The 24,374-nt window shown below is 51.1% G+C and carries 22 protein-coding genes; 6 read left to right on the top strand and 16 right to left on the bottom strand.

Translation table 11 applies throughout. The features are described 5' to 3' along the window. Positions 1-29 precede the first annotated feature (29 nt). The 5 genes from artM to J1C60_RS11490 form a co-directional block, all read right to left on the bottom strand. Complete coding sequence (artM, locus tag J1C60_RS11510; protein ID WP_128177715.1) at positions 30-698, bottom strand: arginine ABC transporter permease ArtM; 669 nt, start codon at positions 696-698, stop codon at positions 30-32. Then, complete coding sequence (artQ, locus tag J1C60_RS11505) at positions 698-1,414, bottom strand: arginine ABC transporter permease ArtQ (protein ID WP_128177713.1); 717 nt, start codon at positions 1,412-1,414, stop codon at positions 698-700. The genes artM and artQ overlap by 1 nt, the downstream gene beginning before the upstream one ends. A gap of 7 nt (positions 1,415-1,421) precedes the next feature. Continuing rightward, a complete protein-coding gene (gene artJ, locus J1C60_RS11500; RefSeq protein ID WP_128178001.1) occupies positions 1,422-2,153 on the bottom strand; it encodes an arginine ABC transporter substrate-binding protein in 732 nt (243 codons plus the stop codon). 14 nt (positions 2,154-2,167) lie between these two features. Then, complete coding sequence (gene artP / locus J1C60_RS11495) at positions 2,168-2,896, bottom strand: arginine ABC transporter ATP-binding protein ArtP (RefSeq protein ID WP_128177711.1); 729 nt, start codon at positions 2,894-2,896, stop codon at positions 2,168-2,170. 206 nt (positions 2,897-3,102) lie between these two features. After that, positions 3,103-3,645: a lipoprotein gene (locus tag J1C60_RS11490; RefSeq protein WP_128177709.1), complete on the bottom strand. Its 543-nt coding sequence runs from the start codon at positions 3,643-3,645 to the stop codon at positions 3,103-3,105. 374 nt (positions 3,646-4,019) lie between these two features. Here J1C60_RS11490 and J1C60_RS11485 point away from each other — a divergent pair, with 374 nt between their 5' ends. After that, positions 4,020-4,340 carry a heavy metal-binding domain-containing protein gene (locus J1C60_RS11485; RefSeq protein WP_128177707.1) on the top strand — a complete coding sequence of 107 codons (321 nt, stop codon included), beginning with the start codon at positions 4,020-4,022 and terminating at the stop codon, positions 4,338-4,340. Beyond that, on the top strand, positions 4,340-5,167 hold the full coding sequence (locus tag J1C60_RS11480; RefSeq protein ID WP_128177705.1) for an N-acetylmuramoyl-L-alanine amidase: 828 nt from the start codon (positions 4,340-4,342) through the stop codon (positions 5,165-5,167). Before J1C60_RS11485 ends, J1C60_RS11480 begins: the two co-directional genes overlap by 1 nt. Positions 5,168-5,198: 31 nt before the next feature. Here the strand turns inward: J1C60_RS11480 and ltaE are convergent, their stop codons facing one another. The 5 genes from ltaE to J1C60_RS11455 form a co-directional block, all read right to left on the bottom strand. Continuing rightward, on the bottom strand, positions 5,199-6,200 hold the full coding sequence (gene ltaE, locus J1C60_RS11475) for a low-specificity L-threonine aldolase (RefSeq protein ID WP_128177703.1): 1,002 nt from the start codon (positions 6,198-6,200) through the stop codon (positions 5,199-5,201). A gap of 119 nt (positions 6,201-6,319) precedes the next feature. Then, positions 6,320-8,041, bottom strand: a complete 1,722-nt coding sequence (gene poxB / locus J1C60_RS11470) for a ubiquinone-dependent pyruvate dehydrogenase (protein ID WP_128177701.1) — start codon at positions 8,039-8,041, stop codon at positions 6,320-6,322. Positions 8,042-8,250: 209 nt separating this feature from the next. Continuing rightward, complete coding sequence (gene hcr, locus J1C60_RS11465) at positions 8,251-9,237, bottom strand: NADH oxidoreductase (protein ID WP_235859169.1); 987 nt, start codon at positions 9,235-9,237, stop codon at positions 8,251-8,253. A gap of 10 nt (positions 9,238-9,247) precedes the next feature. Continuing rightward, positions 9,248-10,894: a hydroxylamine reductase gene (gene hcp / locus J1C60_RS11460; protein ID WP_128177699.1), complete on the bottom strand. Its 1,647-nt coding sequence runs from the start codon at positions 10,892-10,894 to the stop codon at positions 9,248-9,250. Positions 10,895-11,010: 116 nt separating this feature from the next. Continuing rightward, positions 11,011-11,910, bottom strand: a complete 900-nt coding sequence (locus J1C60_RS11455) for a LysO family transporter (RefSeq protein ID WP_128177698.1) — start codon at positions 11,908-11,910, stop codon at positions 11,011-11,013. Between the two features lie 139 nt (positions 11,911-12,049). On the opposite strand from J1C60_RS11455, the gene J1C60_RS11450 reads away from it, so the two are divergent. Next, positions 12,050-13,720 carry an ATP-dependent nuclease gene (locus J1C60_RS11450; protein WP_128177696.1) on the top strand — a complete coding sequence of 557 codons (1,671 nt, stop codon included), beginning with the start codon at positions 12,050-12,052 and terminating at the stop codon, positions 13,718-13,720. 127 nt (positions 13,721-13,847) lie between these two features. On the opposite strand, the gene cspD is transcribed toward J1C60_RS11450, so the two are convergent. Beyond that, positions 13,848-14,075 carry a cold shock-like protein CspD gene (gene cspD, locus J1C60_RS11445; protein WP_128177695.1) on the bottom strand — a complete coding sequence of 76 codons (228 nt, stop codon included), beginning with the start codon at positions 14,073-14,075 and terminating at the stop codon, positions 13,848-13,850. Positions 14,076-14,400: 325 nt separating this feature from the next. Here cspD and clpS point away from each other — a divergent pair, with 325 nt between their 5' ends. Next, entirely contained in the window at positions 14,401-14,721 is a 321-nt protein-coding gene (gene clpS, locus J1C60_RS11440; RefSeq protein WP_128177693.1) for an ATP-dependent Clp protease adapter ClpS, read from the top strand. Between the two features lie 58 nt (positions 14,722-14,779). Further along, positions 14,780-17,056 (top strand): ATP-dependent Clp protease ATP-binding subunit ClpA, encoded by a 2,277-nt coding sequence (clpA, locus tag J1C60_RS11435; protein WP_128177691.1) that lies wholly within the window; start codon positions 14,780-14,782, stop codon positions 17,054-17,056. A gap of 188 nt (positions 17,057-17,244) precedes the next feature. Here the strand turns inward: clpA and infA are convergent, their stop codons facing one another. The 5 genes from infA to trxB form a co-directional block, all read right to left on the bottom strand. Continuing rightward, the gene (gene infA, locus J1C60_RS11430; RefSeq protein WP_002211347.1) at positions 17,245-17,463 is read right to left on the bottom strand and encodes a translation initiation factor IF-1; all 219 of its coding nucleotides are present in this window, start codon (positions 17,461-17,463) and stop codon (positions 17,245-17,247) included. Between the two features lie 386 nt (positions 17,464-17,849). Next, positions 17,850-18,542 (bottom strand): leucyl/phenylalanyl-tRNA--protein transferase, encoded by a 693-nt coding sequence (aat, locus tag J1C60_RS11425; RefSeq protein WP_128177689.1) that lies wholly within the window; start codon positions 18,540-18,542, stop codon positions 17,850-17,852. Between the two features lie 98 nt (positions 18,543-18,640). Further along, positions 18,641-20,371, bottom strand: coding sequence for a heme ABC transporter ATP-binding protein/permease CydC (cydC, locus tag J1C60_RS11420; protein WP_128177688.1), 1,731 nt, complete (start codon positions 20,369-20,371; stop codon positions 18,641-18,643). Then, positions 20,371-22,137, bottom strand: coding sequence for a heme ABC transporter permease/ATP-binding protein CydD (gene cydD / locus J1C60_RS11415; protein WP_128177686.1), 1,767 nt, complete (start codon positions 22,135-22,137; stop codon positions 20,371-20,373). The genes cydC and cydD overlap by 1 nt, the downstream gene beginning before the upstream one ends. Before the next feature lie 157 nt (positions 22,138-22,294). Continuing rightward, positions 22,295-23,263 carry a thioredoxin-disulfide reductase gene (trxB, locus tag J1C60_RS11410; RefSeq protein WP_128177684.1) on the bottom strand — a complete coding sequence of 323 codons (969 nt, stop codon included), beginning with the start codon at positions 23,261-23,263 and terminating at the stop codon, positions 22,295-22,297. Between the two features lie 517 nt (positions 23,264-23,780). Here trxB and lrp point away from each other — a divergent pair. Next, positions 23,781-24,275 carry a leucine-responsive transcriptional regulator Lrp gene (lrp, locus tag J1C60_RS11405; protein ID WP_006118610.1) on the top strand — a complete coding sequence of 165 codons (495 nt, stop codon included), beginning with the start codon at positions 23,781-23,783 and terminating at the stop codon, positions 24,273-24,275. The last annotated feature ends 99 nt before the right edge of the window (positions 24,276-24,374 follow it).

The following is a 24,374-nucleotide window of genomic DNA, read 5'->3' as shown; positions in this document are numbered from 1 at the left end:
AAAAAGGCGAGAGATGCTCGCCTTTTTGACTAATTTCTCTGTTCAAACGCCAGCGCACGACGTTCGATTAATCGCATCAGCAGGGTCAGCAATCCATTGACGCAAAGATAGATCAAGCCGGCAGCCGCGAATACGCTGACATCATAGGTGCGTCCGTACAGCAGCTGACCGTGCCCCATCACTTCCATCAGTGTAATGGTATACGCCAGCGATGTACTCTTAAACACCAGCACTACTTCGTTAGAATAAGAGGAGAGGGCCCGTTTAAACGCATAGGGCAGCAAAATACCCAGTGTCGCTTTGCGGTTCATTCCCAGCGCGGCGCAGGATTGCCATTGTCCCGCAGGGATTGCACGTACTGCACCATAAAAAAGCTGGGTGGTATAGGCCGCGCTATTCAGAGACAGTGCCAGCATCGCGCAGAGCCAGGGCTGTGACAGCAAATGCCATAGCCACGGCACTTGCTGGATTGACGGGAACTGCCCAGGGCCGTAGTAAATCAAGAAGATCTGCACCAGTAATGGCGTACCGGTAAACAGCGTAATATATCCTCTAACGATCGGGTTTAAGACCGGTATTTTAAGTGCCAGCACGACGGTAAACAGGATTGCCATCACTAGCGCCAGCAGCAGTGCTGCGGCAGTTAGCGTTAGGCTGGTATGTAATCCTTTCAGAAGCTCAGGTAAATACGCCAGCATTAGCTATTACCCCGTTCAAATCGGGTGGTACGGCGCTCAATACGCTTCAACACAAACTGGCTGAGTAGCGTAATCAGCAGATAAATCACAGCGGCAGCCACATACCAGGTAAAAGGTTGCTGGGTGCGGGTGGCAATACTTTTGGTCTGCAGCATCAGGTCGTTCACGCTAATCAGTGAAACCAGCGCGGTATCTTTCAGCAGAACTAACCATTGATTGCCCAGTCCTGGCAATGCATGTCGCCACATCTGCGGCATAATCAAGCGAAAAAAGATGGCGGTTTTCGTCATGCCCAGCGCCTGACCTGATTCCCATTGTCCGGCAGGAACGGCCTGAAGCGCACCGCGTAATGTTTGCGAGGCGTAAGATGAATAAAGGATTGCCAGTGCAATCACGCCACACAGAAACGGACTGACATCAAAGTTTTCGATCTCAACTTTTACGGGTAGCGTAAACAGGCCAAGATTAAGCGTAAAACCATCGGATAGCGTCAGCAGCAGTTGCGAGGCACCAAAATAGATAAACAGCACGACCAGAATTTCAGGCAGACCACGGAACAACGTCACCAGGCCCGTCCCCAGCCAGGCAACGGGGCGCCAGCGGGCGGATTCCCACACGGCAAAAATCATTGCCAGGATTAACCCTGCAATTAGAGCACAAACGGCAAGGCCGACGGTCATCCCGGCGGCACGTGCTAAAATAATCAGCTCATTCATTAGTTAATTACTGCTGAAACCATTTCTGATAGATGGTCTTCCAACGACCGTCAGCCTTCACTTTATCCAGCGCGGCGTTAAGCTTGCCCTGCAATTCACTGTTGCCCAGACGCAGAGCGATACCTAATCCGGTACCGAAGTAAGCCTTATCCGTCACTTTCTCGCCAACGCTGGCAAGGCCAGGATTCTGCTTCAGCCATTCGTTCACCACGGCAGTATCACCGAATACCGCATCAATGCGCCCGTTTTTTAGATCCAGGATGGCATTTTGATAGCTGTCGTAAGGGACTATCGTCACCTCACCCTGCTTATCAGTAAGATAGGTTTGGTGAGTGGTGCCGTTCTGCACGCCAACGCGTTTTCCCTTCAACGCCGCAATATCAGCCACTTTGCCTTTTTGCGCAATAAACAGCGCGGAATTGTCATAGTAAGGCTGAGTGAATAACACCTGCTTTTCGCGATCGGGAGTAATATCCATACCGGCCATTACGGCATCGAAGCGGCGGAACTTCAGGCTGGGAATCAGGCTGTCAAAAGCCTGATTGGTAAAGGTACAGGTGGCGTCGATCTCTTTACACAAAGCGTTGGCTAAATCGACATCAAAACCCTGGATCTTATTATCGGCATCAACGAACTCAAACGGAGGATAGGATGCTTCGGTGGCGAAACGGATAGTCTGTGCTGCAGTGGCGCTCAGGCTTATACTCGTCAGGAGCGCGGCAAGTACGACTTTTTTCATCATTATGTCCTGCATCAGTGCGAGAGATAGTGGGCAAACGCATCGGTTTGCGGCTGTGTAAAGCGGCTGGCATCACCCTGTTCTACGACGTATCCGTTTTCCATATAAACCACGCGACTGGCGGTTTTACGGGCAACTTCAACCTCATGCGTCACAATTACCTGTGTGATTTTAGTTTGTGCCAACTCGCGAATAATACTGACAATTTGTGCTGTGATTTCCGGATCGAGTGCCGCGGTCGGCTCATCAAACAACAGGACGGCAGGTTCCATCATCAACGCACGGGCAATTGCCACGCGCTGTTGCTGACCACCTGAGAGGTGGAGCGGAAAACGATCGGCATACGGCGTAAGGCGTAGACGCTCCAGCAGCTTATCGGCCCGCGCATGCGCCTGGTCTTTACTCAGACCTAAAACGCGGCAGGGAGCTTCGATCAGGTTTTGCGTAACGGTGAGATGGGGCCAAAGATTGTATTGCTGAAACACCATGCCGACGTTTTGGCGCAACTCACGAATAGCGCTATCGGCCGGGGTCTTACGGAAGTCAAAGCGATTACCCGCAATGCTTAATGTGCCGGAACGCGGCATCTCCAGTAGATTTAACACGCGCAGAAGTGAGCTCTTACCGGCGCCACTTGGGCCGAGTAGCACCAGTGTCTCACCTTCAGGGCATTCGAGTTGAATATCAAACAGCGCCTGATGAGCACCGTAAAAGCAATTTATATTGTTTAGTTGAATACTCATGCGCGTAAACTGAATAGCAATTGATGTCGCAAATCTTAACGTTGACAGCATAGCTATGCAATCATCGTGCGTTAAAATTTACATCTGAACGTTAATATGCGTAAAGCGTAGCACAAGATAGCGCCGTCAAGGGATGAGAGGGGCTCAGGGAGGTTTTTATCGTACGCTGGAGCGCGCCGCTTTTTAACGGCGGCCCCGCGAGGGAACTATTTCTCCAGTACCTGGCTTAGCGAACCCCCATCAGGACGTTGCCAGCTGGCAACGTAGCGCACATCGTCTATCGCCCAGCAGTGGCCTTCACGCACCATTAGCACTTCGTCGTGCCATTTTACAGTTTTGTCACCCGAGCGGCTCAGGCTAACGCGTAATGGGATATTACGCGCATCGGTATTGGGGATCGTCGAGGCATCAGCCACTTTTGCTGACGTCGGTCCCTGAGGCAGGCTGGAGAAAAGATCGTTCTGATGTAACGAAGCGACCTTATCATTTGCCGAGGTCGCTTTAAGTAATTTTTGATAGAGCGCATCACTGAGATAAGGGCGATACTTTGCCAGTAACTCCGCATTCGGCAGGCCTTGAGTCGGCTGCTTAGTGCGCAAATCGTAAAATTGTTGCGCCACGCTATCGGGGCCGCCATCAACACAAGGTGACACGCGGCTACCAATATCCTTATAAACAGGCTCCACCGTCGTGCAGGCGCTCAGCAGTAACGCAGCCGGTAGTAGTGCGGCAAACGCTTTGTTTTTCATCTCTATTTCCTTATTGTTATCAGGCAAGGTGTGTTTTTAGCATAAAGTATAGCCATGGTTTTTGTTCGCAAGAGCTATAGCCTTCATATCTGACGCTACCTCTGCGTTGGCTGCGCGCACGCCCCCGAATCACTTACAGGTGTAAGTTCATCGGGATGCGTTTGCTGGCCGCCTTGATGCAACGCCAGCTATTTTGGCTGCCTTCAATCTGCTGCTACCTCTGCGTTGGCTGCGCGCACGCCCCCGAATCACTTACAGGTGTAAGCTCATCGGGATGCGTTTGCTGGCTGCGCACAGCGATTAGGCCCGGCGGCCTTGCGGTAAATTGTGCTACTTAGGATATACTTACCGACAATTCGGAAAAGGAGAACACGATGAAACTATCAACAACCCCCACGCTGGAAGGGCAACCTATTACCGAGTATTGCGGTGTTGTCACGGGAGAAGCGATTCTCGGTGCTAATATATTTCGCGACTTCTTTGCCGGTATCCGCGATATCGTCGGCGGTCGATCGGGTGCCTATGAAAAAGAGCTGCGCAAAGCACGTCTGGTAGCGTTTGAAGAGATGGAAGAACAGGCCAAAGCGCTGGGCGCTGATGCCATCGTCGGCATTGATATTGATTATGAAACCGTCGGCAAAGACAGTAGTATGCTGATGGTCAGCGTAAGCGGCACAGCCGTAAAAATACGCTGATGCGCTATTGGCTTCTTATCGCGGTGATGTTGCTCACCGCTTGCGGTACAAAGGGAATCGAACAACATAAAGGCTACGAAGTGGATCGGCGTCAAGAGGCCTTCGGCGCCAGACCGCGCATTAAAATGTTGGTGATCCACTACACCGCTGAGGATTTTCCTTCCTCGCTTTCCACGCTGACCGCGCGTCAGGTTAGCGCACATTATTTGATCCCGGCACAACAGCAACCAAAGAAATCTGGCGTTCCACGCATCTGGCAATTGGTGCCGGAAGCGCAGTTGGCATGGCATGCCGGGCCTAGTTTCTGGCGCGGAGCCACTCGTATCAACGACACTTCTATCGGCATTGAAATTGTCAATGATGGCTACTACCGTACAATGGAAGGGGTGCGCTGGGCACCTTTTACCGCCCAACAAATTGCCGTACTGCAACGATTGATCCCGGATATTGTCGCGCGCTACGGCATCGAACCATCGAATATTGTCGGTCACAGCGATATTGCGCCACAGCGCAAACAGGATCCTGGCCCGCTGTTCCCCTGGCAACAACTAGCTGATGCGGGCATCGGTGCCTGGCCTGATGCTGATAGGGTGCAGTTTTGGCTCAATGGACGTGCCCCTGGAGAGAGCGTGCCGGTGGCGGATGTACTCGACGTGCTGGCGCGTTATGGCTACGACGTCACGCCAGATATGACGCCGCGGCAGCAGCAAAAAGTGATCGCTGCATTTCAGATGCATTTCCGTCCGGCGGACTACCGTGGTCTGCCGGATGCAGAAACCGAAGCCATTGCTGAGGCGCTGTTGGAAAAATATCCTACAAGAATATAGCGTCCGGCACTGCTGTCACTGCCTGATAGCATCAGGCTGCGGTAAAAGCCTTCCAGTGTGAAACCAGTGTTTCCAGCGCATGACGATCAACGTCAAGATGCGTGACTAAACGGGTAATCGCGCCGGTAGAAATCAGAATACCTCGCTGTTTCATATAGCTTTTCAGTAAGACTGCTTTTTGCCCGGACATGCGAATGAATAGCATATTGGTATCCTGACGCAAAACCTCCGCGCCAATACCCTCCAGCTCGGCTGCCAGCCATGCAGCATTGTCATGATCCTCTTTTAATCGTGTAACATTGTTCGCCAGTGCGTATAACCCGGCAGCCGCAAGAATGCCTGCCTGGCGCATGCCTCCACCGGTCATTTTTCGCCAGCGGCGGGCCTGCTGAATGTAGGTGGCGGGCCCGCAGAGTATTGAGCCTACCGGCGCGCCAAGCCCTTTTGACAGGCAGATAGTCAGGGTATCGCAGTAACGGCTAATGGACTCCAGTGGCACATTCAGCGCAACAGCCGCATTAAAAATACGTGCGCCATCTATATGCAGCGCTAACTGACGTTCACGAGTGAATTCCCACGCCTGCTGAAGCCACGCCAGTGGTAATACTTTGCCGTTATGGGTGTTTTCAATACTAAGTAGTTTGGTTCGGGCGAAGTGTATATCGTCAGGTTTAATCACCGATGCCACCACATCCAACGGTAAAGTGCCATCCGCCGAAGCATCAATCGGTTGAGGCTGGATGCTGCCAAGTACTGCTGCCCCACCGGCTTCATATTTGTAATTATGGGCCTGCTGGCCAACGATATATTCCTCACCGCGCTGGCAATGGCTGAGTAAGGCGACAAGATTTGCTTGAGTACCTGAGGGAAGAAACAGCGCGGCCTCTTTCCCGCTTAATCGAGCGGCTTCAGCTTCAAGCGCGTTCACTGTTGGGTCATCACCATAGACATCATCGCCCGTTTCCGCCGACATCATTGCTGCCAGCATCGCGGCATCTGGACGGGTTACTGTGTCACTGCGTAAATCAATCACTGAGCTTCTCCTGATCAAAACGGGCGCCGCAGCGCCCAAAAATAAAAACGGATCGTCAGATTGCTGGTAACGCGTGAGCGCGCGCTCCGGATAAATTGGCAATATGGCTGAGTACAGTTTTACCGTAGCCAGTTGGTTTTCGCCAGTTCAACCACTTCATCGCCGCGCCCGCTGATAATCGCGCGTAGCATATAAAGACTGAATCCTTTTGCCTGTTCCATTTTAATTTGTGGCGGCATTGCTAACTCTTCCGTCGCGGTGATGACATCCAGTAGGACTGGCCCCTCGTGCGCGAACATCTCTTCCAGCGCGCCGTTGAGTTCAGAGGCTTTCTCTACGCGAATGCCTTTGACGCCACAGGCTTGCGCAATAGCGGCAAAATCTGGATTCTCCAGTTCAGTCCCGTCGGTCAGGTAGCCGCCAGCCTTCATTTCCATTGAGACAAATCCCAACACACTGTTATTAAATACCACGATCTTTATCGGTAACTTAAGCTGTGCTACCGAAAGGAAATCGCCCATCAGCATTGTGAAACCACCGTCACCACTGAGTGAAATGACTTGCCGCTGACGATTGAGTGACTGCGCGCCCAGCGCCTGCGGCATCGCATTGGCCATAGAACCGTGGCTGAACGAGCCTAGCAGGCGTCGTTTACCATTCATTTTCAGATAACGCGCTGCCCATACCGTTGGCGTACCGACATCACAGGTAAATATGGCATCATCGCTGGCGTAGTGGCTGATCTGCTGTGCAAGATATTGCGGGTGGATCGCCTGCTTATCATTGGCGGTTGCTAAATCATCAAGTCCTTTGCGCGCATCTGCATAATGTTCCAGCGCTTTATCCAGGAAATCACGTTCAACTTTGTTTTCAAGCTGCGGTAACAGCGCCGTCAGCGTGCTTTTAACATCGCCTATTAACGCCATATCAACGTGGCAGTGTGCGCCAATACTGCCGGGGTTGATGTCGATCTGAATGATATGTGCATCGGCTGGATAAAAAGCACGGTAGGGAAATTGCGTGCCGAGTAATACCAGCGTATCGGCGTTCATCATCGCATGGTAGCCCGATGAAAAGCCGATCAGTCCGGTCATGCCCACGCTGTAGGGATTGTCATATTCAATATGTTCTTTTCCCCGCAGCGCATGCACCACCGGGGCTTTTAACGTGGCAGCCAGTTGCACCACCTCATCGTGCGCATCTGCGCAGCCGCTGCCGCACATTAATGTAATATTGCGGGCTTCATTCAGGACATGTGCCAGCCTGGCAAGCTCACTTTGGTTAGGTTGAATAATCGGGTGCTGAGGTGGATACCAGTTAGAGGTTGCATCTTCTGGCGCAGGTTTTAGTGCGACATCGCCCGGTAACACCACAACGGAAACGCCTCGGTTCAAAATAGCTTTGCGCATCGCGATACCCAAAACTTGAGGAAGTTGCTCGGGATTAGTGACGAGTTCACAGTAATGGCTACATTCGCGAAACAGTTCAGTTGGATGGGTTTCCTGGAAATAACCACTGCCGATCTCACTGGAGGGTATATGAGCGGCAATCGCCAGTACGGGTACGTGGTTACGATGACAATCAAACAGACCGTTAATCAAATGCAGGTTACCTGGCCCGCAGGAGCCCGCACACACAGCTAACTCTCCACTGATATGGGCCTCAGCCCCGGCTGCAAAGGCAGCAACCTCCTCATGGCGGGTCGGCATCCATTCAATGGTGCCCATACGGTTCAGGCTGTCGCTTAACCCGTTGAGTGAATCGCCGGTTACGCCCCAAATGCGTTTTACACCCGCGCTTTCTAATGTTTTTGCGACCAGGGCAGCTACAGTTTGTTTCATACTTCTGACTCCTTTTTCGTGCAGAAAGCTATCGTTCCCCTCGCGTGAAAGAGAGGTCATCCTTCAGGCTGCAGTGGTGGATGTGCCGTATCTGTGTCCATCATCCGCAAGGTGTTATTTCGCTTATTGCGTCACAAAAAGCATAGTCGAGAAGTCAGAAAACGAGGTGTTGCCTGTGCGAGGCCGGTGTAGACCTCGCACCCAGCCGATTAGGCCAGTTCGATATCACTGGCCGGTATGCAACTGCATGCCAGCACGTAGCCCGCGGCGATCTCTTCATGAGTCAGGGTTTGTGTACTTTGCGTTTTATACTCGCCACGCACGACTTGAGTTTTACAGCAGCCGCAGACGCCAGAGCGGCAGGCACTCTCGACAGGCAGATGATTTTTTTCCATCGCGGCCAGCAGCGTTGCGCCGGCAGGAAAAGAAACAGCGCGCGGATGTGTTGATGAGCGCAACGAGTAAGATTCGCCATCCTCGTCGATCGCATCAGTGGCGACGGGTGTAAACCGCTCCTGCCATATTTCGTTTGCGCCAAGCGAACGAGAGAAGCCCTCTACCTGCTCCATCCAGACCTGTGGGCCACAAATCATGACGGTACGTTTGGCTATATCAGGCACCTGTATATTGAGGTAGCGTTGCGTCAACCTTCCTTCTGGCAGGGCCTCTGTGGGTTCATCCTCCATGATAAATGTCAGATCGAGCCAGGGCTGTAGCGCAATCAGTTGCTGATAAAATATCGCATCACGCCGTGAGCGGATGCAGTAAATGAGCTTAACACTGCTTTCCTGGTGATGATGATGTAACCAGCGGCACATTGACATAATGGGGGTGATGCCGCAGCCGGCAGATAGCATCAAATAGTGACTTGATGGATGTTTTTCACAGGTAAATTCGCCCTGAGGATCGGATAGCCAGATGTAATCACCAACTTTAATTTCCTGCGTGAGCCAGCCGGAGCCCTTCCCGCCGTTAATGTGGCGTACGGTCAGCGTGATAAACTCACTCTGACCTGGGGTTGATGACAAGGTATAGGCACGTAACCGATCAGATTTTGCAACTTTTACCAGCGCAAACTGACCGGCTTGCCAGCAATAAAAATCATGATTAATTAGCGAGAGGGTCCAGACATCAGGGGTTTCCTGCTGTATGTGGTGAACCTGCATACGCCACGGGCAAAGAGAATGAGATGGCATTGTCGTCTCCTTAGTGCAGCAAAATAGTGTCGAGATCGTTTTCAACGCCGGTGACGGGTTGTAAACCAAATTCGCGTTGCAGCAGCGCCATGACATTTTCACTGAGGAAAGCAGGGGCGGTTGGGCCAGTTCGAATATTTTTCACTCCGAGGGACAGCAACGTCAGCAGTACCACAATCGCTTTTTGCTCAAACCAGGAGAGTATCAGCGACAAAGGCAGCTCGTTAACGCCACACTTCAGTTTTTCGGCCAGTTTCACTGCCAGCATGATGGCGGCATAGCTGTCGTTGCATTGCCCTACATCCAGAAGGCGTGGTAGCCCCTCAAGCGTGCCAAAATCGAGTTTGTTAAAGCGGTATTTTCCACAGGCCAACGTCAGGATCAGGCAATCGTTGGGAACGGCGGTGGCGAGGTCGGTGAAATAACTACGCTGCTCGCGGCTGCCATCGCAGCCGCCAATCAGAAAAACATGTCGTAATTTTTTCTGCGCGACCAAATCGATCAGAGTGTCGCAGGCATCCTGTAACACTTTGCGGCCAAATCCCACGGTGATGTTGTGGGGGATCTCGCTCCATGGGAAGCCGGGCAGGCTGTGTGCTTGTTCAATAACAGGGGTAAAGTTATCATCTGGTAGATGATTGACACCCGGCCAACCGACGATACTGCGTGTCCAGATCCGCGTCTGATAATCGCCTGCAAACGGATTAATAATGCAGTTTGATGTCATCACAATTGGGCCAGGAAAACGAGCGAACTCTTCCTGTTGGTTTTGCCAGCCACTGCCGTAATTACCCACGAGGTGCGAATATTTTTTTAGCTCGGGATAACCGTGAGCCGGCAACATTTCGCCGTGTGTGTAGACGTTAATACCGCTACCGGCAGTTTGTTCCAGCAACAGTTGCAAATCTTTCAAGTCGTGGCCAGAAATCAAAATGGCTTTACCAGCAACGGGGCGAACGTTGACCGATACGGGGATCGGGTTGCCATACGTTGTGGTTTGCGCCTCGTCCAGCATGGCCATAATGGCGAAATTCATTTTGCCAATTTGCATGGCCCTTTCCAGTAGCTCATTCAGCTCATCAGGCTGCGTACCTAACCAGGCCATAATCTCGTGGTATTGCTGGTAAATGGCATTGTCATAACGGCCATGCACATGGGCGTGTTCCATATAGGCCGCTGCGCCTTTTAGGCCATATAAGCACAGCAGACGTACGCCGAGAATATCATTATTATCTTCGCCGCGATTCAGCGCATAGTCCGCTGCCTGCTGCTGTAATGTCTGTATATCACGGCTATTAAGTGCCAGATCCGCCAACGGATGGGCAAGAGAAGCGGAAGGGGCGATCTCACGACAGCGGGCCTGAAGTTGTTGGCGGTAATGAACCGCAGTGTGGGCATAGTTGATGATGCGCTGTGAATCAAAATTCACATTCGTCAGGGTGGCAAAAAAAGCTCTGGGTGCAAAGCTGTCAATATCATGAATGATTATGCCGTGACGCCGTGCTTCTAAAGCCCAGGCGGAAAGCCCTTGCAGTACAGCGATCAATAAATCCTGTAAGTCGGACGTTTCCGCCGTTTTACCACACATTCCTTGTGCGTAAGAACAACCACTTCCGGTGGGAGTACGAATTGTTTGCTCACATTGAATACAAAACATCGTGTTGTCCTTTAAAGTTGTATTTGTAATGCAACTTTAAAGCGAAAGAGCTAACGAGCGAAAGCGGTTACTGCAAAAAACACGATGAGCTTTGATCTTGCTCAAATCCCTTAAGGTTAAGTGGAGAATAAAGCGATGAGCAAGGGAGCCAGCAGACTAAGTATAAAGCCATGTACGATAGCGGCAGGAACGATTTCAATACCGCCACTGCGTTGCAATACTGGCAGCGTAAAATCCATTGAGGTTGCGCCGCTGATGCCAAGTGCCATGGAGCGATGCGTCTGTATCAAGCCAGGAATTAGCATAATAGCCAGCAGTTCACGTATGAGATCGCTAAAAAAAGCCGCGCTGCCAATCACCGGGCCAAAGGCCTCCGTCATCATAATACCGGAGAGTGAATACCAACCAAAACCAGAGGCTATGGCTAAACCGGTCTTTAGCGGTAAGCCAAGCAGCAGTGCCGTTAACAATCCGCCCGTCAAGGCGCCAAAACAGGCGACCATCGCCACCAGTGTACCGCGACGATTAAGCAGAATTTGACGCAGGGACATACCGCTACCGCGCAGCTGGAGTCCCACCAGAAACAGTAGGAAATAGAGCGCGTATTCACTGGCGCGCGGGGCAAAATGCAGCGGCGCCCAATCGCTCAGTCCTAACAGAAAACCACTCACTAATACGCCGCAAAGTTTCAGTGAGTCCAGCGCCATATGTATTCGTGAGGGTAACTTTTCCTTCTTGTGTGGATGATGCCAGGGACGGCGTTTTTCGAGTAAGGCCAGAGCCAGCAGGCTACAAGTCATAATGCAAATAACGCTGACCGCCGAGTAATGAAGTATCGCCAACAAATTGCGGCTAAGGTTATCCAGAAAAGCGAGCCCAATGCCCATAAAAAACAGAATAACGTAGACCATGCTGCTTAATAGCTGGTTGACTAATCGCAACAGCGCGGGGCCCCGGGAGGGAACAAGATATCCCATGACCAGTGGCAGAAGAATGATGAGTAATCCTGAATACATTGTGGCCGTTAGTCCCTTAAGCAAAAGTGTGGCAACGCTAGCTAAAAATAACCGTTGAGTAAAGCATTGTTCATGTTTGCAGCTTGACCGATCGGCGGGTAACGATCATCCTCAAGTAAAGTCGCGGAGAAGGTCGCTTATGTTTCTGGAAAATATCAATATTGTTGGGTTCCGGGGGATCAATCGATTATCGCTGGCACTGGAAGATAACAATCTGCTGATTGGTGAAAATGCCTGGGGTAAATCGAGCTTGCTGGATGCGTTGACGTTGTTGCTAACACCGGGGGATACGCTTTATCGCTTTACACTGCATGACTTTCATTTCCCGCCGGGTAACCAGCATGAGCGCGAGCACCATGTGCAGATAGTCTTTACTTTTTGTGAAAGTGAACTCGATGAACGTCTTATGTCGCCTTATCAGGCGTTGTTGCCCTTCTGGCGACGTGGTGAGCGCGCGCTTTATCGGTTGCGCTGGTGCATCACCGGAGAGTGGCAGCCCGGTAGCCCGGTTACCACCCTCCGCGATTTTATCGACGACAGCAACGCCGTTATCGCGCACGAATGCGCGGAGCATGCGGGCGTCGCGCTGGTCCGGTTGCAGCCGGTGTTACGCTTGCGCGATGCTCGTTTCACACGGCGGGGACGCGCTGATGCTGATGAGGCGTACAAGAACATCCCGGATATGAGAGCCTTCGCCGGGCAGTTGGAAAACCTGACGCGAGAGTTGATCACCCGACCACAAAATCTCACCGACCACGCGCTGCAGGAAGGATTAAAAACGATGCAGCAGTTGCTGGCTCACTATTTTTCATTACAGCAACCTGAGCAGTCAGTGCTGAACGGACGAATGACCCCCCAGGCGCGTGAACTCAATCAGGGATGGCAACACCTCAATACGCTTAATCAATTGATTGCCGATGCGGATAGCCGCAGCCGTCAGCTAATCTTGCTTCGTATGTTTACCCTGCTGGCCCGTGCGCGTGGTGAAACCGCGCTTGATCCCAATGCAAGACCTTTATTACTGGTGGAAGATCCAGAGACGCGACTGCACCCGATTATGCTTTCAGTTGCATGGGGTTTACTCACGCTATTGCCGATCCAGAAAGTCATTACCACTAATTCTGCCGAGCTGCTATCGCAGGTGCCGGTTGAGCAAGTATGCCGCCTGGTGCGCGAGTCGCAACGTGTGGCAAGCTGGCGTATTGGCCCGGGCGGCATGAGCGCGGAAGATAGCCGCCGTATCGCTTTTCACATCCGTTTTAGCCGCCCGTCGTCATTGTTCGCTCGCTGCTGGTTATTGGTCGAAGGCGAAACCGAAGTTTGGGTGATGAACGAACTCGCCAGGCAGTGTGGTTATCATTTTGAAGCCGAGGGCATAAAAGTCATTGAATTTGCTCAGTCTGGCCTACGGCCTTTACTTAAGTTCGCACAGCGTATGGGAATTGAATGGCATGTGCTTACCGATGGCGACGACGCCGGGAAAAAGTATGCGGCGACCGCACGCAGCATGTTAAACCATCTTTCAGAGGATGAGTCGCTGCACTTAACGATGTTGCCGGCACTGGATATGGAGCACTTTCTGTATAAGCACGGCTTCAGTAATGTTTATCACCGTATGGCACAATTACCTGCGGGTGTTCCGATGAATCTACGGCGCATCATCGCGAAAGCGATACAGCGCTCATCCAAGCCTGAGCTGGCAATTGCCGTCGCGCTGGAGGCGGCACAGCGCGGAACGGAATCAATACCTTCCGTTATGCGTAATATGTTTAAACGCGTGCTGGAACTTGCACGTGGTCAGGCGGATTAACTCAGGGACTTGAAAAGGATAAAAGCAGCCCAATTTAATTAAACGTCAGCATGATTGAGTTATAAAAATGCCAGCAGGTGCAGCTGGCATTTTTGGGTAAGGTTGTACAGAATGAAGAGAGAAAGGGTCAGGCATTGACTGTGGCGGCCATTTCTACTGGGACGATGAGGCTGGCATGGTTACCTTTAGGCCCCTCATGCACATCAAACTGGACTTGTTGCCCGGCTTTCAACGTTCTGTAACCATCCATCTGAATGGTAGAGTAGTGAGCAAAGATATCTTCGCCGCCACCAACTGGACAGATAAAGCCGAAGCCTTTGGCATTATTGAACCATTTAACAGTACCCGTCTCCATGCTTCTACATCCCTCGCAAGACATTTTATATGAGTGAGTGAGGTAATCTGACTTTTAGCCCAAGCTGCTTAAAACTCATTCAGCTTATGCCTGTACAATGTAGATAAAATGGTCTTAGCGTCAAGCAATCGGCGGCCTCGGATGGAGATGAAATCATAAAAATTTGAAGCAGTTAACGCTATTGAGAATTTTGTGATGAAGGTCGCGTATAGGAAAAATGGGATAAATTTTCACTCACGCAGGCCAGATGGCCGGGCGTGTTAAACTTAATGCAGGGCATGCTAATCTGCTGCCAGAACGTAATGCACAATAACGACGGATTACTATGGGAAATACTAACGATTGGCTTAACTTTGAGCATCTTGCAGAAGATAAACTGCGTGAGGGGTTAAAGCCACCCTCGATGTATAAAGTTATACTGAACAATGATGATTATACGCCTATGGAATTTGTTATTGACGTTCTGCAAAAGTTCTTTTCTTATGATGTTGAACGTGCAACGCAACTGATGCTTGCGATTCACTACCAGGGGAGAGCAATTTGTGGAGTATTTACCGCTGAAGTTGCTGAGACCAAAGTCGCACATGTGAATCGTTATGCGAAAGATCATGAGCATCCGTTGCTATGTACGCTGGAAGAAGCCTGATCGGTTTTCCGCGCCATTCGGGAGCGGTCCGTAGGGCAATAATTGGGGGAGGTGCCTAATGCTCAATCAAGAACTGGAACTCAGTTTAAATATGGCTTTCGCCAGAGCGCGTGAGCACCGTCATGAGTTTATGACCGTCGAGCATCTGTTGCTGGCTTTGCTCAGCAACCCGTCGGCGAGAGAGGCACTGGAAGCCTGTACGGTGGACATTGTTGCTCTGCGACAGGAACTCGAAGCCTTCATCGAACAAACGACACCGGTGCTGCCTGCCAGTGAAGAGGAGCGCGACACACAGCCTACGCTCAGCTTCCAGCGCGTACTGCAGCGTGCGGTTTTCCACGTGCAGTCGTCCGGACGCAGTGAAGTGTCTGGCGCGAACGTGTTGGTGGCTATTTTCAGCGAACAGGAATCACAGGCGGCTTATTTACTGCGGAAGCATGAAGTGAGTCGTCTGGATGTGGTGAATTTTATTTCCCACGGTACGCGTAAAGATGAGTCAAGTCAGGCGCCTGGCGCAGAAAATCCGGTAAACGAAGAGCAAGCGGGCGGGGAGGAGCGTATGGAAAACTTCACCACCAACCTTAATCAGCTTGCTCGCGTCGGCGGTATCGACCCGCTTATCGGGCGTGACAGAGAACTGGAGCGTGCGATTCAGGTACTGTGCCGTCGTCGTAAAAACAACCCGCTGTTGGTGGGCGAGTCCGGTGTCGGTAAAACCGCGATTGCGGAAGGTCTTGCCTGGCGTATCGTGCAAGGGGATGTGCCTGAAATCATCAAAGATTGCACCATCTACTCACTGGATATCGGTTCGTTGCTTGCCGGTACTAAATACCGGGGCGACTTCGAGAAACGCTTTAAAGCGTTACTGAAGCAGCTTGAGCAGGATACCAACAGCATTCTGTTTATTGATGAGATCCATACCATCATTGGCGCTGGTGCGGCTTCCGGCGGGCAGGTGGATGCGGCGAATTTGATTAAACCTCTGTTGTCGAGTGGCAAAATTCGCGTGATGGGCTCAACTACATATCAGGAATTCAGCAATATCTTTGAGAAAGATCGTGCGCTGGCACGTCGTTTTCAGAAAATCGATATCACTGAACCGTCGATTGATGAAACTGTGCAGATTCTCAATGGCCTGAAAACCAAATATGAAGCACACCACGACGTGCGCTACACCGCGAAAGCGGTTCGCGCAGCGGTTGAGTTGGCGGTGAAATATATCAACGATCGTCATTTGCCTGATAAGGCGATTGACGTGATTGATGAAGCCGGTGCCCGCAGCCGCCTGATGCCGGTTAGTAAACGCAAGAAAACCGTTAACGTTGCGGACATTGAAACTGTGGTAGCGCGTATTGCGCGTATACCAGAGAAGAGTGTCTCGGCAACCGATCGCGATACGCTTAAGACACTGGGCGATCGCCTGAAAATGCTGGTGTTTGGCCAGGATAATGCTATTGAGGCGTTGACCGAGGCGATCAAAATGAGCCGTGCAGGGCTGGGCCAGGATCGGAAGCCGGTTGGTTCTTTCCTGTTTGCAGGCCCGACTGGTGTCGGTAAAACTGAAGTCACGGTTCAACTGGCGAAAGCGTTGGGTATTGAATTGCTGCGCTTTGATATGTCGGAATATATGGAACGTCATACGGTGAGCCGTTTAATCGGTGCACCTCCGGGCTATGTTGGTTTTGATCAGGGTGGTTTGCTGACTGATGCGGTGATCAAGCATCCACATGCGGTTGTGCTGCTGGATGAAATTGAAAAAGCGCACCCGGACGTGTTCAACCTGTTGCTGCAGGTGATGGATAACGGCATGCTGACCGATAACAATGGCCGCAAAGCGGACTTCCGCAACGTGGTGCTGGTGATGACCACCAACGCTGGCGTGCGTGAAACCGAACGTAAATCTATTGGCCTGATTCAGCAGGACAATAGTACTGACGCAATGGAAGAGATCAAAAAGATCTTTACGCCTGAATTCCGTAACCGCCTCGATAATATTATTTGGTTCAAGCATCTGTCGCAGGAAGTTATCCATCAGGTGGTTGATAAATTTATTGTCGAACTGCAGGCACAGCTGGATGCGAAGGGTGTATCACTGGAGGTCAGTGATGAAGCGCGAGACTGGCTGGCTGAGAAAGGATACGACAAAGCGATGGGCGCACGCCCAATGGCACGGACCGTGCAGGAAAACTTGAAAAAACCGCTGGCAAATGAATTACTCTTTGGCTCGTTGGTAGATGGTGGCTCGGTTTCGGTTGCGCTTGATAAAGAGAGCAACCAACTGACCTATCACTTCCTGAGCGCGCAGAAGCGTAAAACGGAAGGAACGGTGCATTAAGTTATCGCGTACAGCAGATGGCAAATGGCGTGCGGGTAAGGCGCCTTTGCCTGGCTGGCATAGATTACATCCTGAGCTTCATTCTGAAAAAGGGTGAACAGATAACGTAATGAAAAAGGCCGGATAATTATCCGGCCTTTTTTTATGAGCGCCAATTGCCTGTGGGCACTGACACGGAATAGGGCAAATTAGCGACTACGGAAGACAATGCGGCCTTTGCTCAGGTCGTACGGGGTCAGCTCTACAGTGACTTTGTCGCCCGTCAGGATGCGGATATAGTTTTTGCGCATTTTACCGGAGATATGAGCGGTAACCACGTGACCGTTTTCCAACTCTACGCGGAACATGGTGTTAGGTAACGTATCAAGTACGGTACCCTGCATTTCAATATTGTCTTCTTTGGCCATCGAATCCTCTGGGTGGACTACCTTAGTTTTGAACCGGCAAGATAATGCCGAATTTCAAGTATTATGTAAAGAATTGTTGGTGATTTCACCAGCGTTCGTTAGCACTTTACGCATAATGCGCAGTGAGAAACGAGAGCGTAAATATTGGGTGTGATGATGACGTCAGCGGGGGCAATAGCGGGTTAAGAGCCTGTCCCATTAGGGCTATTTTACTTGCTATTTTGAACCTGCACAGAGCACGAAATCCTCACGCATTTCGTGCAGATTTTCCGCGCTGCCCAAATTCAAACTGCCTGCGTGGTGGGTGCAAAGTGCGGACGACATACCAAACGCGCATATTATACCACTCTTATCAGCAATTGCGCGGAAAACATCGTTTACTGACGTCAAAAAAGCGTTTTGACTTGCCAGCAATCTTCTGCAACGGACTGCTGCCCCAGCATCTGCAAGCTATTAAGATAGACCGCGCGTGAAACCTCTTGCGCACCGAGTGAGGCAGTGTGTGGGTTTAAAATCTGGCAATCAATCAGGCGCCCACCGTTTTGATGGAAATAGCGGCTAAAAACCAGCAACGCTGTTTTAGATGCATTTTCACGGCGGCTGAACATGGATTCGCCACAAAATACTTGCCCCAATGCCAGGCCATACATACCGCCAACGACTTCATCATCCTGCCATACCTCTATCGACTGCGCTTTACCCATTTCAAATAGCCTGAGCCAGGCATGTTTTACTTCTGGTGTAATCCAGGTCCCCTCATCGCGTTCGCTGGCGCAGCCATCGATGACTGTCTTAAATGCCTGATTAAGTGTCACACGATAAGGTGAACGTTGATGAAAGCGCTTCATGCTGCGGCTCAGGTGAAATGTTTCGGGTAGCAGCACGGCGCGCGGATCAGGTGACCACCACAGAATAGGATCGCCTGCGGAAAACCATGGAAAAATCCCTCGCTGATAAGCTGCCAGTAGACGAGAAGGGCTAAGATCGCCACCGATAGCGAGCAGGCCATTAGGCTCTCTCAACGCCATTTCTGGTGGAGGAAAATTTAGTGATTCGCGGGATAGCTGAATCAATCGCATAGTGGGTTATTCCCTGACGGTGATAACACGGGCATGGCAGATGTCCGGATGACATTGATTATACGCGCTTGCCAGATCCAGGTGTTCTGGCAAAAAAATTATAACGCCAAACGTTGATGAAAATGCCAATAGCGCCCCCGGGCCTCAAGCAATTGCAGGTGATTGCCATGCTCAATAATCGTGCCTTGATCCATCACATAAATATGATCAAACGTGTCAAGGCTCTGCAGTCGATGTGTTACCATCACAACCGTTTTTTGGGCGGTCAGCTTAGCAAGGAGAGCCAGAATATGATGTTCAGTTTCTGCATCTAACCCTTCTGTCGGTTCGTCCAGGAGTAGTAACTCACCGCTATGCAGCAGCGCGCGTGCCAGGCCCAACCGCCGTAATTCACCACCGGAAAGTTGACGGCCGCCTTCCCCCATCCATGCATTCAATCCCTCAGCGTTATCCAGTAACTTATTCAGTCCCACCTGGCGCAGTATCTCTTCCAGTTTGCTATCGTCAGCGTCCGGTGCGGCGAGGCGTAAATTATCCCGTAGCGTCTGGCTGAACAGATGGACGCGCTGGCTAACAACGCTGATACGCGCGCGTAGCGAGGTTTCATCCCATTGCGGCAACGCTACGCCATTGAGCTGAATACTGCCGCTTTGTACGTTCCATGCTCGGGTGAGTAATTGGAGCAACGTTGATTTACCACAGCCGGTAGGTCCGAGTAACACAATTTTTTCACCCGTGGCGACGGTCAATGAAAGATGCTGAATAGCCGGTTCAACTGTATGCTCGTAGCGGAAACTGACATCAGTAAGCTGCACCGCAGCGCCGGGCGAAACCGTTGTATGGCGATCGGGGAAAACAACATCGGGTTGTTGATCGATAATCTGCGACACGCGTAGCGCGGATGCCACAACCTGACCTAAATGTTGAAACGCAGCGCTAACGGGGGCCAGTGCTTCAAAGGCGGCGAGCGTACAAAAAACAAATAGCGCGATGAACGCCCCCGGAGATGCAAAATTACCGACGCCTCCCGCACTCAGCCATAGCAGCAGGATAACAGTGGCACCACTAATAAGCATCATCACGCTCTGTGACAATCCGGTCAGGTTGGCCTGCCGTTGCTGAGCTTGCTGCCACTGCTGTTCAGAATTCTCTAACTGACGACGAAAATCCTGCGCGCTGCCATAAATATTCAGCTCGGCATGGCCCTGCAGCCAGCGGGTTAGCTGCAAACGATACTGGCCGCGAAGTTGAGTTATTGCCGCACCGGCAGGTTGCCCGGCTCGATAGAATAGTGGAGGCAAAAACAGTAGCGTAAGCAATAAAATACTCCCCAACGTGAGCGCCAGGTTTATATCGAGCCAGCTCAGGCCAAAAGTCACGACCACAATTACCGTAAATGCCCCAATCAGCGGGGAAATAACGCGCAGATAGAGATGATCGAGCGTGTCGACATCAGCAACCAGACGATTAAGAAGTTCACCCTTACGAAAGTGGGCGATCCCCGCGGGCGAGAGCGGTAGCAACTTACTGAAAGTAAATACGCGCAAATGCTGTAACACCCGGAAAGTACCATCGTGGCTGACTAAACGCTCGAAATAGCGTGCGGCGGTGCGCGTGATTGCCGCACCACGTACGCCGGCAGCCGGCAGCATATAATTAAAGCTATAGAGGCCAGCGATACCTGCCAATGATGATGCTGCAAGGAACCAGCCAGAAAGGGTTAATAAGCCGATGCTGGCCAGCAGGGTGACCGCGGCGAGTATCACGCCCAATGCCAGCAGCCAGGTATGGCGGCGGTATAGTTTTAAAAAAGGAAGGAGGGCTTTCATTATTCGATTTCTCCCTGACGCTGGGCCAGCAAACTGGCAAAAGGTCCGCGAGCGGCGGACAATTCGTCATAGTGCCCCTGCTGGATCAACAAACCATCACGCATGACCCAAATTTCATCCCAAAGTGCGAGCTGGTGCAATTGATGCGTGACCAATAACGTGGTTTGTTGGTAAGAAGCCTGCTGCAATGCAAACATCACGCGTTGCTCGCTATCGGCGTCAAGACTCGCTGCCGGCTCGTCAAGCAGCAGAAGTTGTGCGGGCTTGAGCAATGCTCTGGCAACCGCCACACGCTGTGCCTGGCCGACCGAAAGACGAGCCGCATCCTCTCCCAATTCTGTATCAAGTCCTTCCGGCAGGCGGGGCAGAAACTCATCAACGCTGGCTTGTTGCAACGCGTTGTTCAGGCTGATATCACCCGCTGTACCGCCTGTCAGATTATCCCGTAGCGTCCGTGCAGGGAGATGAGGATTTTGTCCGACCCATGCCAGTCGCTGTTGCCAGCTTTCGGGGGAAATGTCGCGCAGTTCAATGCCATTTATGGTCAACGACCCCTGATAAGGAAGAAAACCCAGCAGTACATTGAGTAGCGAGGTTTTCCCGGCTCCGCTCTGTCCGACCAATGCAATGCGTTTCCTCTCTCCGAGTGTAAAACTTAGCGGGCCGGCGAGCGTTGCACCAGACGGTGACAAGATTGTGAGTTCATGTGCCACAATGCTTAATGTCGGGGCCTCCGGGAAAGGTTGAACACCCCGCTGCATAACGCGATCGTCACTCTGTTTCAGGAAAGTGTGCAATGCATCTGCTGCGCCAACCGCCTGCGCCTTTGCATGATAGAAAGTACCTAAATCGCGCAAAGGTTGAAAAAATTCAGGAGCGAGGATCAGGACAAGGAAACCGGCGAACAGGGTAACGCTATTTCCGTAATGACCGAAATCCAGTTCACCCAAATAGGAAAAACCAAAATAGACCGCCACAATGGCGATGGAAATTGAGGCAAAAAACTCTAAAACGGCAGATGAAAGAAAAGCGAGACGCAGCACTTCCATGGTGCGGCGGCGAAAACTCTCCGAGGCCTGGCGAATACTTTCAGTCTCTGCGTCAGCGCGATGAAAGAGGCGCAATGTCTCCATCCCACGTAGGCGATCGAGGAAGTGACCGCTAAGACGTGAAAGAGCAAGGAAATTACGTCGGTTTGCGTCGGCAGCCCCCATTCCCACCAGGGCCATAAACAGCGGAATTAGCGGCGCAGTTGCCAGTAAAATAAGCCCGGCAGCCCAGTTAACAGGAAAAATAGCGATCAATATAAAGCAGGGAATTAACACTGCCAGCGTCATCTGCGGTAAATAGCGCGCATAGTAATCCTGCATCTCTTCTATTTGCTCTAATAGCAGCGTGGCCCAACTTCCGGCTGGTTTTCCCTGGATCCAGGCAGGGCCGAGTGCGTCCAGTCGATCGAGCACTGCTTTACGTAGCGTGCGGCGGATAATCTTGCCGGCATAAAAACCACAGCGCTCACGTAGCCAGGCAATAATGGCACGACCAACGAAGCAGAGCAGTAAAGAGAGAACATCAGGGATCAGACTGGCGCGAGGCAATTGCAGCACGATCAGATTATGCAGTAATGATGCCAGCAGCCATGCCTGCAAAATAATCAGTAGCGCTGCCGCCAGGCCAAGCAGAAAAGAGAACCTTAGCCAACGACGCGCATACACGCTTTGTTGCTTCAGCCAGCGGGTGAGTTCTTGTTGACGCGTTTTATTCATCAAATGCCGTTCTTGTCGAAAAAACGAAACTGGCAGCCGATCGGCAATGCCACATGAATGACCCAAGCAGCAGGCGCAGGCAATGTTACAGCGCAGATAATAAAAAGGCGACTGTTCAACAGTCGCCAGAGCTAATTTCGATCAAGTTATTAACAAGTTACTTATCGTTTTTAACCAGGCCGTCAAGGTAACGCTCCGCATCCAGCGCAGCCATACAGCCAGTACCGGCCGAGGTAATTGCCTGACGATAGATATGATCCATCACGTCGCCTGCGGCAAACACGCCAGGAATACTGGTTTGCGTTGCGTTGCCCTGGATACCGGACTGCACTTTGATATATCCATTTTCCAGCGCTAATTGGCCGTTAAAAATAGCTGTATTAGGGCTGTGGCCGATGGCAACAAATAGTCCGGCTACGTCAAGCTGCTCGGTATGTTCTTGCTCATGAACCGAACGTAACCGAACACCGGTGACACCCATCTGATCGCCCAGGACTTCTTCCAGGGTACGGTCAGTATGTAACACGATATTGCCATTTTTCACTTTTTCCATTAGACGATCGATTAGGATCTTCTCTGCACGAAAGCTGTCGCGACGATGGATTAAGTGGACTTCAGCGGCAATATTAGCCAGATACAGGGCTTCTTCAACCGCAGTGTTTCCGCCACCAATAACTGCAACTTTTTGATTGCGATAGAAAAATCCATCACATGTGGCACAAGCGGAAACGCCTTTGCCTTTAAATGCTTCTTCTGAAGGCAGACCCAAATAGCGAGCCGATGCACCCGTCGCAATAATTAACGCGTCAGCGGTATATTCGCCGCTATCACCTGTTAGACGGAATGGTCTGTTTTGCAGGTCTACGGTGTGGATGTGATCGAAAATAATTTCCGTATTGAATTTAACAGCATGCTCATGCATGCGTTCCATCAGCAATGGGCCGGTCAATTCGCTGGGATCGCCAGGCCAGTTTTCGACGTCAGTGGTTGTGGTTAACTGACCGCCTTTCTCCAGGCCGGTAATCAATACTGGATTCAGGTTAGCGCGCGCGGCGTACACTGCGGCAGTATAGCCCGCCGGGCCAGAGCCCAGAATTAATAGTTTACTGTGTTTGGCCGTGCTCATGAGATCCTCATTGGTTAACTGGCAAACATGATTAGAGATTGTATGGAATTTAGCGTCGCAAAAAAAGTATTCCGCAGTTTTGTTAGCAATCACTGTAAGAGCTTTTGCCGATGAGTGATGGGTTTTCGCTGCAGCGGCCACAATCGTACGTTTACCCGAAAGAATAAAAGCAAAAATATCCATTAAAAAACAGTTATGCAGCCAGCGATTTGGCATGTTGTACTGATTTTGTTTGTTTTACTTTGACAATCGGCTGCGCTTTTGCGAAAACATTGTAAGAAGCAGAGGGTTTTTGGGATGCCACAGCAGGGTTTGATGCCATGTTACGCGTTTTTTTCCCGAATAAACTCAGCCTGTCATTGGTAATGACGCATGGTCCGGACAGACAACATGCGCCATAACACGTGAGCGCTTTTACGGGCAACAGGCGCAATGTCTTCACTTCAAAGAACCCTGTAACAGTGATGTTGTTCAGGGGATGGCAGGTTAAGGGAAGGAATTAAGAGAGACTATAATAATGGTAGACAATAAAAAACGTCCTGGTAAAGATCTCGACAGAATCGACCGTAATATCCTGAATGAATTACAAAAGGATGGTCGTATTTCGAACGTTGAACTTTCTAAACGGGTGGGATTATCCCCAACACCGTGTCTTGAACGTGTTCGTCGTCTGGAACGGCAAGGCTTTATCCTTGGCTATACCGCCCAGCTCAACCCACACTACCTGGACGCTTCACTGTTAGTTTTTGTTGAGATTACTCTGAATCGTGGTGCACCAGATGTGTTCGAACAATTTAACGCCGCGGTACAAAAACTTGAGGAAACTCAAGAATGTCACCTTGTTTCCGGTGATTTTGACTATCTGTTGAAAACGCGCGTGCCAGATATGTCGGCCTATCGTAAACTATTGGGTGAAACCTTGCTGCGTCTGCCGGGCGTGAATGACACGCGCACTTACGTGGTCATGGAAGAAGTGAAACAAAGTAATCGCTTAGTGATTAAAACGCGATAACACAGGGCAGGTGCAAAACCTGATAGATTTCGGTACACTCCTGTGAATTCATACAGGTTCAGCGTCGGGCTTGCCCGGCGCTGTTGCCTTCATAGTTTA

This window comes from [Pantoea] beijingensis (assembly GCF_022647505.1).
Taxonomy (GTDB): Bacteria; Pseudomonadota; Gammaproteobacteria; order Enterobacterales; family Enterobacteriaceae; genus Erwinia; species Erwinia beijingensis.
This window is presented reverse-complemented; position numbering and strand designations above follow the sequence as displayed.